At 51.8% G+C, this 17,074-nt stretch carries 7 protein-coding genes; 2 read left to right on the forward strand and 5 right to left on the reverse strand.

Translation table 11 applies throughout. The annotated features are described in order from the left end of the window. Window positions 1–38 precede the first annotated feature (38 nt). Window positions 39–9,815 (forward strand): retention module-containing protein, encoded by a 9,777-nt coding sequence (locus NNN64_RS20700; protein ID WP_271442602.1) that lies wholly within the window; start codon window positions 39–41, stop codon window positions 9,813–9,815. A 60-nt stretch (window positions 9,816–9,875) separates the two neighbouring features. Beyond that, a complete protein-coding gene (locus NNN64_RS20705; protein ID WP_271442603.1) occupies window positions 9,876–10,157 on the forward strand; it encodes a hypothetical protein in 282 nt (93 codons plus the stop codon). A gap of 60 nt (window positions 10,158–10,217) precedes the next feature. On the opposite strand, the gene lapD is transcribed toward NNN64_RS20705, so the two are convergent. The 5 genes from lapD to NNN64_RS20730 are packed head-to-tail and all read right to left on the reverse strand — an operon-like array spanning window position 10,218 to window position 16,863. Next, on the reverse strand, window positions 10,218–12,164 hold the full coding sequence (lapD, locus tag NNN64_RS20710) for a cyclic di-GMP receptor LapD (RefSeq protein WP_271442604.1): 1,947 nt from the start codon (window positions 12,162–12,164) through the stop codon (window positions 10,218–10,220). 9 nt (window positions 12,165–12,173) lie between these two features. Then, window positions 12,174–12,866 (reverse strand): cysteine protease LapG, encoded by a 693-nt coding sequence (gene lapG, locus NNN64_RS20715; protein ID WP_442870713.1) that lies wholly within the window; start codon window positions 12,864–12,866, stop codon window positions 12,174–12,176. Between the two features lie 2 nt (window positions 12,867–12,868). Continuing rightward, window positions 12,869–13,717 (reverse strand): transporter substrate-binding domain-containing protein, encoded by an 849-nt coding sequence (locus tag NNN64_RS20720; protein ID WP_271442605.1) that lies wholly within the window; start codon window positions 13,715–13,717, stop codon window positions 12,869–12,871. Between the two features lie 28 nt (window positions 13,718–13,745). Further along, window positions 13,746–14,678 (reverse strand): transporter substrate-binding domain-containing protein, encoded by a 933-nt coding sequence (locus NNN64_RS20725; protein WP_271442606.1) that lies wholly within the window; start codon window positions 14,676–14,678, stop codon window positions 13,746–13,748. Next, window positions 14,671–16,863, reverse strand: a complete 2,193-nt coding sequence (locus NNN64_RS20730; RefSeq protein ID WP_271442607.1) for a putative bifunctional diguanylate cyclase/phosphodiesterase — start codon at window positions 16,861–16,863, stop codon at window positions 14,671–14,673. The genes NNN64_RS20725 and NNN64_RS20730 overlap by 8 nt, the downstream gene beginning before the upstream one ends. Window positions 16,864–17,074 lie beyond the last annotated feature (211 nt).

The following is a 17,074-nucleotide window of genomic DNA, read 5'->3' on the forward strand; positions in this document are numbered from 1 at the left end:
GTTTATAAAAATAATGATGGTATTTAAGTGAGGTTACGGTGAGCAAATTACTCGGTGTGATCAAAGCAATAATTGGACAGGTTTATGTTGTTGACGCAAGTGGCGCACAGCGACGTGTTCATGAAGGCGACAGAGTATATAGCGGTGAAGAAATTGTGACCGGTGCCAACGGTGCGGTAAGTCTCTCTTTACCGGACGGAAAAACGCTGGATGTTGGTCGCAACAGCCACTGGGGCGATCATGGGCTACAGGCCAACTCTACTCCGGAACGTGATGCTCAGGATATTGCCGCCGTACAAAAAGCGATTGCTGATGGGGCTGACCCGACGCAGACACTGGATGCGACCGCAGCGGGTAATGAAACTCCGGTGCAGTTGGAGGGCGGTGGGGGGGGCCACACGCTGGTCCAGTTGGCCTTAACCGGGCAGGTTGTTGATCCCACAGCCGGTTTTGACACGCAAGGGCTGGGGAGCCCGACCTGGGATATCAATCTGCCGGTAGGGGGGATAGAGGCTGGTGCGGCCAGTATTTTCCCTCCAGAAGTACAAATTACCGAGTTTGCGGGTAACGATGGCTACATTAATAACACTGAATTCCACCGGACCCATTTAAGCGGCACCAGTAACCAAAATCACGTCACGCTCACCTTCACCGATAGCCAAAAAAACACATTTACAGTAGATGTCCCGGTAAGTAACGGTCACTGGAATATCGATACTGATCTGAGTGGACTGGTGCCGGGAAATGTAACCGTGGTGGCAATAGCGACCGATGTCTCGGGGCGGACCGCACAAACTTTCGACAATGCGTTGATTGATATTACCGGTCCACGTATCGATATTACGGTCGATAGCGTGACCCCAGATAACCTGATTAACCACCAGGAGTCTCTTCTGTCGCAAACCGTGATTCACGGGTCTGTCGGGGGAGATGCAAAGCCGGGTGATGTCGTGACGCTGGTTGTCGACGGTATAACGTATACCGGCACGGTCGACGATCCGGGAACGGGCATTTTGACTTACAACATCCCGGTCCTGACCCAAGGGCTGCTGAATGACCCGACGATTCATGCCTCCCTCACCTCTACCGATGATGCCGGCAACAGCACCACCGTTTCGACCGATCACTATGTCGATAACGATTTGTATGCACAGAATGCGGTGACCATCGGGACGGTGGCAAATGATGATGTCGTCAACGCTAACGAATCTCGCATGCCGACCATCATTTCTGGCGTAGCCAGCGGTGATGCCAAAGTGGGCGATCCGGTCACCTTGACGCTTCAGGGTAAAACATTCCATGGCACGGTGTTCGACGACCATGGCCAGCTGCGTTATGAAATTGTGGTGCCTTCCTCAACGCTGAAAGAAGGTGCAAATGATGTGCAGGTGACGCTGGTCAGCCATGACGCTGTCGGTAACGAAGCGATTGCTATTACGCACAAAACTGTGGTGCTGGATTCTCAGGCACACAACACCCTGACGATTGACAATGTCACCGATGATAACACCCTGAACTTCACTGAGCTGTCGGCGAATAAGCAGGTGATTATCGGGGAAGTGCGCGGGGAAGACGCGAAAGCGGGCGACCCGGTGCTGGTGGAGATCAACGGCCACCAGTATCACGGTCAGGTGATTGATACCGGGAAAAATACCCTCGGCTACCGCATTGAAGTCGACTCTGCTACTTTTTCTGACAACGTCGGTCAGGTGCTGAAAGAGGTGACGGTACACGTCAGCGTCACTTCCCACGATGCGGCAGGTAACCTGGCAATTGCCACCAGCAACCACAACGTACATCTCGATAACTTCGCGGAAAACGCGGTGCATATTGATACCGTCGCGGGTGATGACCTTATTAATATCAAGGAATTTTTAGCCAACGGCGGGATCACGCAAATTACCGGTACCGTGACCGGCGTGGATGCGAAAGTGGGTGATGTGGTTACCCTGGAGCTGAAGGGGGGCGCGGTGATTCACAGTTCGGTTATCGCGCTGGCGGGCGGTGGGCTGGGCTATAGCATTCCGGTAAACAGCCATAAGCTGGTAACTCATCCAGAATTTAGGGTTTCTGTTACCTCTACGGACCCAGTGGGGAACAGCGTCACGCATTCTGAAACCAAAACCATCAGCGCCGACCTGTATACGCAGTCGCATATCACCATTGATGGTGTGACCGCTGATAACTTCATCAACATCAAGGAATCGACGGACAATAACGGCAAGACCACCATCAGTGGCACGGTAAGCGGCGATGCGAAAGAGCATGATACCGTTGAGCTGGTGATTAATGGTCAACACTATTCGGGTGAAGTGGAAAAGCTGGCAAACGGCAATCTGGTCTACCATATCCCTGTAGAGACTAAGGATCTGTTAGCCAACCCGCTTATCCATGCGAGCATTCATACCACGGACGATCATGGCAACGAAATGACGGCGGTGACGAAACATGTCGTTGGGCTGGATCTTAACGCCAGCGCCTCTATCGGCGTTGATACCGTCGCCGGTGATGACATTATCAGTAAAGCCGAGTCCGAGCTGCATAAGGCAACCATCACAGGGCCCGTCGGCGGCGATGCGCAGAAAGATGATACCGTCACCTTAACCTTCAACGGTAAAACCTATATCAGCAAGGTTATTGAACTCGCTAACCACTCGCTGGGCTACCGCATTGAGGTCGACACAGACACACTGACGGATGGCAGCGACCAGAAGATCCATGTCTCCATCTCAACCGTTGACGAACACGGCAATACAGCAGCAGCAACGTCCGAGCATATGGTGCATATCGATCTGCACGCTGAGGCGAGCATTACGATTGATAAGGTGACTGCCGATAACACCCTGAACCATGCTGAACTGAATATGGCTAAGCAAATCATCAGCGGTAGCGTTGGCGGTGATGCGAAAGTTGACGATGTTGTCAGCCTTGAAATTAATGGCTACAAGTTTACCGGTAAGGTCATTTCACTAGGTAATAACCATCTGGGTTACCGAATCCCTGTCGACTCGTCGGCATTCAGTGACAACCAGGGTGACCAGGATAAACATGTCAACATCAGGGCGACGGTTACCTCCCACGATGCGGCGGGCAACCTGGCGATTGCCACCTGCGACCACAACGTGCATATCGACAACTTTGCGGTAAACCAGGTGCATATCGATACCGTCGCGGGCGATGACGTTATTAATATCAAAGAGTTTTCCGCCAACGGTGGCATTACGCCAATCACCGGCACCGTGACTGGTGTTGATGCGAAAGTGGATGATACGGTGATCCTGAAGCTGGATGGTGTTACGGTGATGCAAGGTGCCGTTATCACGCTGGCGGGCGGTGGGCTGGGGTACCGCTTCCCGATGAATACCCATATGTTGATGAGCCATCCGGAAATTACCGTGTCTGTTACCTCCACCGATGCAGAGGGGAACAGCGTCACGCATTCAGAGACGAAAACCATCAGTAGCGATATGTACACGCAGTCGCATATCACCATTGATGGCGTGACGGCTGATAACGTCATCAACATCAAGGAGTCGACGGACAATAACGGCAAGACCACCATCAGCGGCACGGTGAGCGGCGATGCGAAAGAGCACGATACCGTTGAGCTGGTGATTGATGGTCATCGCTACTCCGGCTCGGTGGTGACACTGGCAAACGGTGGTCTGGGCTACTATATCCCGGTTGACACCCAGAACCTGGTCAACGATCCGGTGATTCATGCGAGCATTCACACCACGGATGATCATGGTAACGAAACTACGGCAACCGCGGATCGTACCGTTGGGCTGGATCTGAACGCCAGCGCCTCTATCGGCATCGATACCGTTGCGGGTGATGACATTATCAGTAAGGCAGAGTCTATTCTGCATAAGACGATTATCACGGGGCCGGTCGGCGGCGATGCGCAGGAAGGGAATGACGTTACCTTAACCTTTAATGGCAAGACCTACCACGGCCAGGTCAGTAAGCTAACTGACGGATCGCTGGGCTACAGTATTGAAGTCAGCACCGATAACCTGAAAGATGGCAGCGACCAGAAGGTCCATGTCTCCATTTCAACCGTCGATGAACACGGCAACCCCTCAACGGTAACGCATGACCATCAGGTGCATATCGATTTGCACGCTGAGGCGAGCATTACGATTGATAAGGTGACTGACCACAACATACTCAACCATTTAGAGTTAGATAAGACCTGGCAGTTGGTTAGCGGCGTTGTCGGTAAAGATGCCCAGGTTAACGATGATGTGAGTGTTGAGATTAACGGTCACACGTATACCGGTAAGGTTCTCGTTCTGGGTAACGGTCAGTTGGGGTATCAAATCCCGGTCCTTTCTTCAGATTTTAGCAACAACCAGGGCAACCAGGACAACGATGTCACCTTCAAGGCTAGCGTAACGTCGCATGATGCGGTGGGTAATGAAGTTGTCGTGTCTACGACGCATAAAGTGCAGATTGATAATCACGCCCTGGCTGGAATTACCATTGATACCGTGGCGGGCGACAATATGATTAACGGCGCCGAGTCCACAAAACATACCACCGAAGTGATGGGTACCGTTTCTGGTGATGTGCATATTGGCGATAAAGTGACCGTTACCGTCAATGGTCACCACTATGACACAACGGTACAGAAACTCCCTGAGCACAATAATGCGCTGGGCTATAAGCTGGATGTGCTGACGGGCGATCTGGTGAAAGATCCGCATATAGTTGCGCAGGTGGTTGGCGAAGATGGTGTCCATAACCTGCAGAAAGCCGAAGCCACGCATGATATGGCGGTGGATTTGCATGCGAAAGCGTTGCTGACGATTGACCCGGTCACCGGCGACAATATGGTCAACGGCGACGAGTCGAAGCAGCCATTTACCTGGGTAACCGGGAAAGTAGCGGGAGATGTTCACGTTAATGATGTTGTTTATCTGACCGTGAACGGCCATACCCTGACCGGGAAAGTCAGCAATCAGGGTGGCGGTCATTTAGGTTACAAAATTAAAGTCAGCACGGCTGATTTACTGAGCGATCCGCATCTGACTGCGACCGTCAGCACCACAGATGTGGCAGGCAACCCGGCAACGGCCAATGCGCAGACCACGGTAGTGATTGATACCCGCGTGGATGCGACGATTACGATCGATTCCGTTACGTCAGACAACACGCTGAATGATGTCGAACAGCATCAGGCCACCACCGTCGTCACCGGCACTGTGACCGGCGAGGTTCATCCGGGCGATCCGCTGGTGATGACGATCAACGGCCATTCGTATCCTGGTTTTGTTGACGTGATTAGCGGCAATCGGTTGGGTTACAAGATGGTCGTATCGACGTCCGACCTGGTGGCTAACCCGCATATTGTCGTGTCGATGGATATCACCGACGCGGCGCAGAACCATGCCCATATTGTGGCGCATCATGACGTTAATCTGGACAACCAGGCCCTTGCCGCGATCACCATCGATCGCGTGACGGGTGATGACGTTCTGAACGGCACTGAACTGCAGGTGCCTAAAACAACCATCAGCGGTACGGTGGGGGGCGATGCGCAGGTGGGGAATACGGTTCATTTGACCATCGGCGGTCATCAGGTCGATGCCACTGTGGTTGACCTGCCGAATCTGGGTACATTGGGTTATCACATTGATGTGGATACCCAATGGCTGCAAAACGATCCGCATATCACGGCAACCATTACCACCACCGATCCTTACGGCAATACCGCGAAGGCGGATGCGACAAGCACGGTGACAATTGATGATCGTGCCGAGGCTATCGTCCATATCGACCCGCTGGTGACGGATGATAACGATGCGGTGATCAACTACAAAGAGGCGCATAACCCGCTGACCACCGTGACCGGTAGCGTGGGCGGTGATGTGAAGGTGGGCGATATGGTTGAACTGACCATTAACCATCAGACCTACTATGCGCAGGTTCATGATGACCACGGTAAGCATGTATTTCGCACCGAGGTTTCAACGCTCGATCTGTTGATGGACCCGAATATCCATGCCGAGGTGACGGCAAAAGATGCGGCAGGCAACGTTGCGCACGGGCATGATGATATGCCGGTGGTGATTGATACCGTTGCTGATGCCGGGATAACTATTGATTCCGCCTCCAGTGGTCGACCACCAGGTAACCCTATTGCGAATAACCTGCTTCCTGGCAGCAGGCCGGACTTTATCGCCATAACCGGACATGTCGTTCCCGATGCGGTTATAGGTGATACGGTGACCATAACGGTGGGACACGGATTTGTCCTGACCACTCAAGTCATTACACTTCCCGATGGTCAACTCGGCTATCAGGCGGATATTGGCTCCGATAAATTCGCAGACAATGGCGATATTCTGGTGTCTATCACCACCCATGATAATCATGGCAACACGGCGACAGCAACAGAGCATAAATTTATCGATCTACCGTGGTTGCACTATACACCCGTGATCGGCAATACGCCTTACGGGTTCACGACGCCGCCAGTGGTCACCCCGCCGACAACGGGGACGGGCGTCACACAGCCGCAGAAGCCGCATGTCCATCTCACGGTCGATCCGGTAACGGGCGATGACGTTCTCAACGGCGCTGAAGCGCAAAAACCGACCACGCCGATTCGTGGCCGGGTAACCGGTGATGCCCACGTTGGCGATGACGTGACCGTTATCATCAATAATCAGTCTCACACTGGCAAAGTGTTTGAGATTCCGGGGCTGCCGGGGGAAATGGCCTGGCGGGTTGATGTTCCTTCGTCCGAGCTTAAGGCACATCCGACGTTTGACGTATCCATTACCGTCAGTAACTCGGCGGGCAGCGACACTTCGAGCGTGCCGAAAACTATTCAGGTTGATACCGATAACCCGGTCCACATCACCATGGACAAGGTTGCCGGCGATGACGTGATCAACGGCAAAGAAGCGCAAAGCGGTAAAACAACGATCAGCGGTACGGTCAGCGGTGAAGGCATTCATGACGGCAGCGTAGTCTCGCTGCTGGTGAATGGTAATACCTTAACCGCCGCGGTGCATGCCGATCACGGCCAATGGGTTTGGTCGAAGGAAGTCAGCATCAACGATCTGCGTAATACCCCGGATATTATCGCCTCGGTAAGCGCCACCGATGCTGCCGGGAATCCCGGCACCGGATCGACGTCAAAGCACGTTGACGTCGATCTTAAAGCCGATGCGGGCGTCACGGTCGATAATATTACCGCCGACAACGTCCTGAACGCACAGGAAACAGGGCTGCCTACGATTGCGGTGAGCGGTTTTGTTTCGGGTGATGTCCACCAGGGGGAAAGCGTGACCCTGAAGGTTAACGGTCAAACTTATACCGCGATGATTGATGCGAATAAGCACTACACCGTTGATATCAATACATCAGATCTGGTGGCTGACCATTCCATCGAGGCTACGGTGACTGGCCACGATAATCACGGCAACGTCCAGGACACCAGTATCACCAAAGCGTTTTCTGTTGATACCACCGCGACGGCTGCGGTAACGGTTAATACCGTGGGCGGCGATGATGTGATCAATGCTGATGAGATAAAAGCCGGTACGGTCGAAGTCAGCGGCACCGTGAATGGTGACGTACACAAAAACGATAAGGTTTATATCACTGTTAATGGCAATCCGGTTGAGGCGACGGTCATTGAACTGCCGCATATGAATGGGCAGTTGGGGTATAAAGCGATCGTGAGCACCGCGGATCTGCAGGCTGATCCTACCATTCACGTCAGCGTGACGGGTCATGATGCGGCAGGTAATAGCCAGCCTGCGACGTATGACAAAATCGTGGTCATTGACGATCACGTGAATGCGACGATTGTGCTGGACACCGTCTCCAACGATGACGTGCTGAATAACGTTGAAGCCGGGAAGCCGACTACCACCATCACCGGTTCTGTGACCGGCGACGTTGAGGTTGGCGATTTGGTCACCGTCACCGTCAATGGCAAGGATCTGACGGCGAAAGTCACCGACAATGGTGGCCACAAGGTGTTCCACGTTGAAGCCAGCACGGTTGATTTGGTTCATGACCAGCATATTACCGCCCACGTTGTTGCCCATGATGATGCCGGTAACCGCCAGCAGATTGATACTGATAAGACGATCACAGTCGATCGCGTGGCTTCTGGCACCGTTAGCGTTGATAGCGTCACAGCGGACAACGTTCTCAACCATCAGGAGCTGTCAGGGCCAACGGTCACCATCACCGGACATGTCGGCGGCGATGCGAAGGCTCAGGATCCGGTTACCTTAACCATCGATGGGCACAAGTATAGTGGCAGCGTTGTCACCCTGAGCAGCGGCGGTCTGGGCTATCAGATTGACGTGGATTCGGCGGTTCTGCGTAGTGATACGCACAAGGTCATTGATGTTGAGCTTGCCGGGCATGACGCGCCGGGGAACCCGTTCACCGCAACATCGACGCATACCTATTCTGTTGATGAGCAGGCCAACGGTGCCATTACCATTAATGACCACATCGCAGGCGACAACGTCGTTAACCTGAATGAATCGAAGTCAGATACGGTGATTAAATTTACGGTTTCCGGCGATACGCACCCGACCGATGTCGTTGAAGTGAGTATCAACGGCAACAACATGAAGGCTACGTTGGTGCCGGGCTCCTCGACGGTTTATCAGGTTGCGGTTCCGGGAACGTACCTGAATGAGGGCGACAATAAGGTTGAGGTGAAAACGACGTTACACGATGGTGCAGGCAACACGTTAGAGGTGCACGATCAGAAAAACGTGGTGCTGGATACGCATGCTGACGGCACGATTACCCTCACCGATGGTATCGCGGGCGACAACGTTGTGAACCAGAAAGAATCGCTAACGGATACCGTGATTCGCGGGACGGTCACGGGCGATGCGCAGGCGGGTGGAACGGTCACGATCAGCGTTAATGGCCATGACACCATTGCTACGATAGTTGCCGATCCTGCGACCCATACACTGGGTTACCAGGCGGCGATATCGAATGCGTATCTGAACGAAGGCAACAACGACGTTCAGGTGAAGACGACGTTACGTGATGCGGCGGGCAATACGCGAGATGTGAGCGATCACAAAAATCTGATCCTCGATACTCACGCCGATGCCAGCATCGTGGTCGATAAAGTCACCGGGGATAATCACATTTCTCGCGCAGAAGCGCAGGCCGCAACCATCCACATCACCGGTAGCGTAACGGGCGATGTACATGACGGCGAGCACATCAACGCGCTGGTTAACGGTCATCTGTATGATGCAACGCTGCATCAGGTGAATAACGAACTGCATTATGACTTTGAGGTGGATACGTCGTCATTCCGCGCCGGGCATAACCGTGTGAACGTGCTGGTTGAGGCGAACGATAACCACGGCAATACCGCACACTATGCGCAAACGCTGAATGTCATCATGGACGATCCCACACCGATCAAAGGTCAAGCGGTGGACAAGGGGCATCATGCGGCGGTTCAGCATGCCTTGCACGATTTGTTTGACGATAGTGCGCTGTCACTCTCCTATGCCTCTTCTACGAAGGTACATGGGACGAATGTGGCGCAGGGTGTTACAGACAAAGCGAAGAGCGCTCTCGATAACGTTGATCTCAGCGATTTGGCGCGTGAACTGCACGAAGGTGTGGACATCGCGAAATACATTCACAGCGGCGACGATCATCATCTGATTGCCAGCCCGGCGAAGGTCGCGCATGGGATTGATACCGCGCTGTCGGGTCACCCTGGCGGTGATTTACATTCCACGACGTATTCGCTGGATCACCTGATCGCTAAACCTGACCAAAATCACACTCACTAACGGATGCTCACTGCCCTGTGCCAACAGGGCAGTGCATCACGCAATATGTAAGGTTACAACATGAATTCTGTTCCACCAGATGCAAACGCTCATCCTGAAAAAGAAGGGGGGAGCAAAAGCGCGGAACTTGATAATCAACAGTTCCTGGCGATGCTGCAAAAGAGCGACCTTGAAATGGTGCGCGTACTGGACGACCTGATTTACCTGCTGATCCGTAAAGGGGTCATTGCCATTACCGATCTTCCGCCAATGGCACAGGTAAAACTGATGAATCGCGCGAACGCGCGCCAGGAGCTTGGTGGGTTAGAACAACTGCTGGGTAGCGATGACCGTATTTTTTAGCGTAGGCAGGCAGTCAGCGTGCAAGCCGGATAAGCGAAGCGCCATCCGGCAAACACAGTGCTAGTGTAATTGTGACAACGGTGCGGGCTCACCCAGTAGTTGCCCCATCGCGCCATCAATGCCTAATTCCTGCAACACCCTGAGCTCGCCCTGCGTTTCAACGCGTTCAGCGATTAATGGCAGGTCAATACTGCGCGTAGCGTTGTATAACACTTCAATAAACAACCGCTTATCGCTTTCCTGATCAATATTACGAATGTAGCTACTGTCGATTTTCAGCCAGGCAAGCCCCCACTGGGACAGATGACCGATCATATCGAAGCGGCTGCCAAAGTGCTGCAAACCCAGCGAGCAGCGATGCTGGCTCACGGCTTTCACAAACGCCGCCATTTGGTTTGGCCCTGGCAACTGATTTTCATCCAGTTCCAGAATCAGTTGACTGGCTAATCGTGGTGAATATTTCAATGGATTCAACAGGTCCGCCACCGTGTTTGCACTGGCGACGGAACTGCCGGAAATGCTCAGAGCGAGTTTTCCTGGCGCAGTTTTCAGCTGATTTAACGTCAGTTTCAGCATCACCCGGTCCAGACGATGGCTCCAGCCAAAACGGTGGATCCACGGCAGGAATCGACCAGCGTTAATGGTGTTGCCCTGTTCATCAACAATGCGTGACAGCACTTTGTAATGCAGAATATTGTGCGGCTGCTGGCAGCCCACAACGGGCTGATAAACCAACTGGAATTGCTGATTTTCCAGCGCGTGTTCAAGACGCACAAACCACAGGTGCTGATCTTCGGTCGCCGTCGCCACGTCGGTGGTGGGCACGACCTGATGCTCAGTGTGTGTTTCTACTTCCACCAACAGACGATCGGCCTGAATCAGCAATGTCTGTGCATTATCTCCGGCGCTGAATGGCACCATGCTGGTATAGGCGACGGGCTGTTGGTCTGACATCCCGGTGGCATAAAAGGCCATGAGCTTTTGGCTAAGTGAATTGCTCAGTTCCAGCATTTCGCCGTGCGTGACGCCGGGGCAGAGCAGAGCAAACTCGCCCCCGCGAATACGGGCGACGGTACTGTTGAGAGACGCATATTTTTCTTTCTGCGCTGTCAGCAGGTTGGCGATATTGAGCAGTAACTTGTCGGTATGCGGCCCACCAAAACGTTGGTTTAGCCCACCTAAGTCCTGCACGCGGATTAACATCAGATACCCTGGCGCAGTGTCAGCATCGCTCAGACGTGCCTGAAGCTGCATATCGAATGCCCGGCGGTTAGCGATTCCGGTCTGGCTGTCGAGATAGGCTTCATTGTGCAAACGTTCACTGTAGATGGCCTGCTCTTCAAATAATGACTTGAGTTTGGTTGCCATCAGATTCATCGCCCCGATAACACGACGCAACTCCGGTGTTTTGGGGAGTTCTGACAGGGTCAGAAACTCACGGCGGGTAATGGCTTCTGACTGTTTTGCCAGGTAATTGAGCGGTTGCAGCAGTTTGCGCAGCAGCAAAACACCCGCCCCCAGGCAAATGAGGCTACAGGACAGCATCCATAACAGATTACCTAACGTATTGTCCCACAGGCGCTGCACAGCAAAGATAGGGTCACTGGTGACCTCAACACGTGCCGCCTGCTGCCAGCCACGCATGATTGTCGCTTCGCCGGTTTGCGCCGTGACATCTACCAGGTCAACAAACCAGGCGGGTACATTGGGGATCGATGCTGCCGCACTCCGCTCAAGGATAATTTTGCCGTTCTTCAGATCGACAATGCGGATTTTTTTGTAGTAACCGCTATCGAAAATGGAGCTGACCATTAGCTCAATCATCGCCGGATCGTTGACATTGGGGGTCAGCGAAACCCCTAACGCTGTTGCCGCATCCTGAGCATGCGAAAGGAGCTGATTGTTGGACTGATCGCGGGAGCTTTCCAGCGTCACAATAAAATTGCCGCTGAATACCACCAGCATAAAGAGAGAGATTGCCAGGAGTAACTGTTTGAAAAGAGACACAGGCGATTCCTATTTATCCATCGGGAAGCCCTCTTCCCGCATTTTTGTGAAAACTTGCTGCCAGCGAGAAAGTCTCTTGCTGTCGCCAACGCGTTTATTGTTCTGTGTGCCCGGGAGCCAGAGACCACTGTTGTTAAAGGAGTACACGGGTAATAAATCGGTACGCTGCGTGGCCGGTGAAAGGGTGTCTGTCAGGCTGTCGAGTACCAGCGGGATCGCGTCCGGCGCGGCATACCAGGTCAATACCATGTGCGCCCGGTTATAGCTCAGGGCTTTAACGTAGGTGATGCGCAGCTTCTCTTCGGGGACTCCCAACTGCCGGAGCGTAAAATATTTGGCGATTGCGTAATCTTCACAATCGGCCTCACCTTTGCGCAAAGACTCTACCGGTGTTGCCCAGTAGTCCACGCTGTGCCAGACCTCGCTGTCTTCGGCGTAATGTAATTGCGTGTTGAAAAACAGGTTTACGGCGCGTAATTGTGTTTGTTCGTCTGCATTTCGTAGTGTGATCAGCAACTGCTGCCAGGCATTGATTCGCTGTTGTGCGTCTGCGCGGGCAGGACCATACAGCGCATCGGATTTCTGCTGAATAGTGGCAAAGTCCCAGGCCGCACGCAGTGAGTTGACGGTGAGTACCAGCAGCAGTGCGCCTGATATCTGCCAGAAGCGAATGACTCGCTGAAGCGTACACGAACGGAAAATGTTCAATTGCTATGCTGGCAATGGACGGCGGGTTGATGATTTATATTTTTGCAGGAATCAGGCATCAGCCATTTTTTACGCAGCTGTGCATCAAGCGGTGAGGCAAAAATATTTTTCAGCGTACTGTTAACAAAGGTCACAAACTGCGGATCGTTCTTGCGCATCATAATGGCATAGTGCATATCACTGCCGATGGTCTCAGACGACACGCTAAATTGTTCGGGTTGTTCATCGTGGTTGATCAGCGGCCAGGACAGAACATCATCGAGGAATAATGCGGCGGATTCATTATGTGCCATTTTCTCGAACGCACCGTTGATGGTGGTGGTGGTAATCGTTGAGATATTGAGATGCTTCTCTCTGTTGACTTTATTAAACTCCAGCAGATCTTTTGAGCTTCCAGTCAGGCTCACTGTCCGTCCTTTTAAATCCTCAAGCGCGTCAATATTGTTTTTGCGCAACGAGATAATGCGCATTTTGGCGATGTAATAGTCAATAGAAAATGAAACGCTGGAGGTCCGTTCCGGCGCGTTAGCATTAACGCCACAATCCATATCTATTTTGCGGGTGTTCAATGCTGAGAAACGATCCGCAAAGTTCACGGGAATATAGTGAACGGTTAAGCTGTTGAGCTGCAGATACAGGCGTAGTTTATCGGCAATGATGTTGCACAGCGCCACGGTGTAACCCGTGACCTTGCCACTTTTATCGGTGAAAGAGAATGGCGGCAGTTGACGATAGCCGATGTTTAACACGCTGCTGTTCTGGATATGGTCAAGCGTAGCGGCGTTTTGCTGCGCTATCAGTGCAGGGGATGTCGCGACGCCAATCAGCAAGATCAGCCAATGCATCGCGCGCTTTATCCTTGTCATTTCATGATTAATTATATTTTTCATAATCAAAACTGATCTTCTTCTTCGCTGCGGTGAGTGCTTTCAGGTTATCTGACATGGGAATGTTTAAATTAATGGCGCCTGGCGGTATCGGAGACTGAAACCATTTAGTGTACAGCGCGGTAAACTCTTTGCTGGTCATGAGTGACGAGAGCGCACTATCAACAAATTCTTTAAATTCTTTATCGTGTAAAGGGAGCAACAGCCCGGCCGGAAGTGGGGCACTGAGGGCAATTTTTGACAGCGCATAATCTTCGGGATTGGTGGCCTGAGCAATCATCCCTTTCAATAATACCGTGCTGGAGATCAGGGCCGAATATTCGCCATTCTTGAGTTCATTGAAGGCGGCAACATTATTCGTATCAAGCTGAATATTGATATCAAGGGCATTAGCGGTATTGATTTTTTGCAATTGTTCCACATAAATTGTGCCGCTTTTTACCAGCACGCTATGCCCGGATAGTTCGCCCAAATGGTGAATGCTGTCATTTTTACGCATGACATAGCGGGTGCTGGAAAAGTAAAAAGGCAGTGAGAATTCGCTAATGTTGTGGCGGCTTTTCGAATAAAAGGCAGGTATACACATGATGTCTGCCATATGATTTTTCATCAGTACAAACTGTGATGCCGAATTGGCCTTCACCCACTCAATGTTTAGCTTTTTAAGCTGTAGTTTTGTTTTGAGCGCGCTGACAATATTTTTGCAAATATCAATAGAATAGCCTGCGGGGTCATTGCCGTTCTGCCAGGAGAAGGGAAACGCATCATCCTGATAGCCAAGGATGATGGTTTGTGTACTGGCAATCTTCTCCAGCGCATGTAACGACGGGGGAGATGCGGCCGTGCAACGTGTGCAATAGGCGATCAGCAAAGAAACGGCCAGCAATATGCGTGTTGTGATGCGCAAGATATCAGACATTGCACGCTTCCTCTGCAAAAAGCGCTTCGCTAAAGGAAGACAACACGTCATGCTCGCGAAGTGGATAGCTGAAGAAATATCCCTGAACATGCTGGCACTCAATATCGCGCAGAATGTCCCGCTGATATTCGGTTTCCACCCCTTCTGCAGTAACCGACATATTGTATTTATGGGCGAACTGGATAAGCATTACGATCAAATACTGGCTGGCATTATCTTGCTTCAGCTTCTCGACCAGCGAGCGTGCGATCTTAATGCGGGTGAAAGGGTAGATCAGCAAATAATCCAGCGCAGCGTATCCGGTTCCTAAATCGTCCATGGCGATTTCGATGCCCAGAGAACGGATCTCTTGCAGTACGGGCAAGGCAATCGCCTTGTCCAGTTTCTCCGATTCGGTGATCTCTATTTCCAGGCGTTCTGCTGACAGTTGGCTGTTACGTAATGCATCTTTAATCACGTCAACCAGACCGGGGCTGTGTAGCTGATAGGCCGAGATATTGACGGCAACCCGGATGTGTTCCGGCCATTTGGCTGCGGATTCGCAGGACTGGCGAATAATCCACTCACCTAAACGGACAATTAGGCCGGAGCTTTCGGCAATATTGATAAAATAATCAGGGTAAATCAGGCCTTTGGTCGGATGGTTCCAGCGGATCAGCGATTCATAGCCATACACCGTTTCATCATGCAGATTCATAATCGGCTGGTAGTAAAGTTCGAACTCCTCGTTATCAATACCGTCGATGATCTCCTGGTTAATGAACAGGCCGTGGGTCTGCGTCATCACCATGCCGTCTTCGAAGAAATGGAAGCAACCGCGGCCATGATGTTTGGAGGCATACATGGCAAGGTCGGCATTGATCATCAATGTGGAGGTGTTATTGCCCTGCCAGGGGGCTGTTGTAATCCCGATGCTGCAGCTAATGGAGAATGTGTGAGTGCTCCAGGTGAAGGGGGTGCTCAATGCCCGAATGATACGTTTCGACAGGCGGTTTGCTTCTTTGACGGCGTTCTCGCTGACCTGTTGCAGGATCGCAAATTCATCACCGCCCAGTCGCGCTGCCATATCGTTAGGTCCCAGTAGCAATTGCAGACGCTGGGCCACGCTGATTAACACTTCATCGCCTGCTTTATGACCGAAAGTGTCATTGACCGGTTTAAAGTTATCGAGGTCGATGAGCAGCAGGTTGAACTGCTTTTCTTCCTGATGGATTTCGCTGACGCGTTTATCCAGCTCAAGACCAAACGAAACGCGGTTAGGTAATCCGGTCAGCGAATCATGATGGGCCATATGCTCCATCTTTTGCGACATCTCATGCATGCGTTGCAGATAGCCGCGTTCTTTCATTGCCACACGCAGTTTTTCAATCGCACCGGCCAGATGGCCAATCTCATCGTCCTGGTCAAGGTAGGGCGTTATGCAGTCGGTTTCTTCATGGGCAATGCGGGTAATCGAATTAATCAGTAACGGAACCGGGCGGAATAACCGGCGCATGAACAAGGTACCCAGCGCCAACGTCACCAGCAAAATGAGAACAAAGATGATGCAGCTCTTTTTCAGCATCGCATCGTAGGCTGCGTACAGGTCGCTCTTTTTACCAATGCTGCTTATCAGGCTACCGAGGATTTCGCCAGATGGCGTCAAAATAGGGACTGCGCTAATAAAGCACTCTTCACCATTAATCTGGGCGAAACCGATGTAGTAATTGGCCAGCACGTCACGCGGCAGGTGTCCGGAGAAGGAGATAATGCCTTCGCCATCTTCCGATTTATTGTTGATGCCGACGTAGCCTTTCTCCGGCGTGTAAAGAAACAGCCAGGTAGGGCTGTGTGTTTGCACCGAAGCCAGCGCCAGGACGTCTACCGGGTTATAGCCGGTTTGCAGAATGGAGTCGGTATCGCCAATTTGTCGGTCGGAGACGATACGGGAGATTTGCCCTGAATCGCTGGTTTCAACCGACACGTTGGTATACACGCTTCTGATGATGTAGGTCATGATCTGTGCATTTGCTTCCGCCCGCTGAACCCACTGCTGCCAGGAGAAGTTGTCTATCAGGCTCCAGCTGGTAAAGGCGCCAGCGCCAAAAGCAATAACGATGCCCGCCAGCAAAAATTGCGTTATTTTGCCGGTGATCGAATGTTGCCACCCCTTTATAGCTCTAAGGGAAAACCGAGACGTTGCCACAGATTTTGTTAATTCCTGAAAAGATAGTGCTAATGCTGAATTGAATTTCTGCTATTACTTAATGGAATAGTATTAGATGACAAATTTGAAACGCCAAGCGTAACAAATAACTAACATTGAACAACGGTGAGTAATGACAAAAATAACGGTATGCGAATATAAATAATGCTGTTCTTTTCGTCAATAGGTAAATTTGTACACTAAAATACAT

Origin of the sequence: Citrobacter sp. Igbk 14 (assembly GCF_028069825.1) — a bacterium.
GTDB lineage: Bacteria > Pseudomonadota > Gammaproteobacteria > Enterobacterales > Enterobacteriaceae > Citrobacter.

Bases quoted from the DNA above. Each gene is read 5' to 3' on its own strand.
- NNN64_RS20705 (WP_271442603.1), top strand. From the start codon at position 9,876: ATGAATTCTGTTCCACCAGATGCAAACGCTCATCCTGAAAAAGAAGGG.
- NNN64_RS20720 (WP_271442605.1), bottom strand. From the start codon at position 13,717: ATGCATTGGCTGATCTTGCTGATTGGCGTCGCGACATCCCCTGCACTG.
- NNN64_RS20725 (WP_271442606.1), bottom strand. From the start codon at position 14,678: ATGTCTGATATCTTGCGCATCACAACACGCATATTGCTGGCCGTTTCT.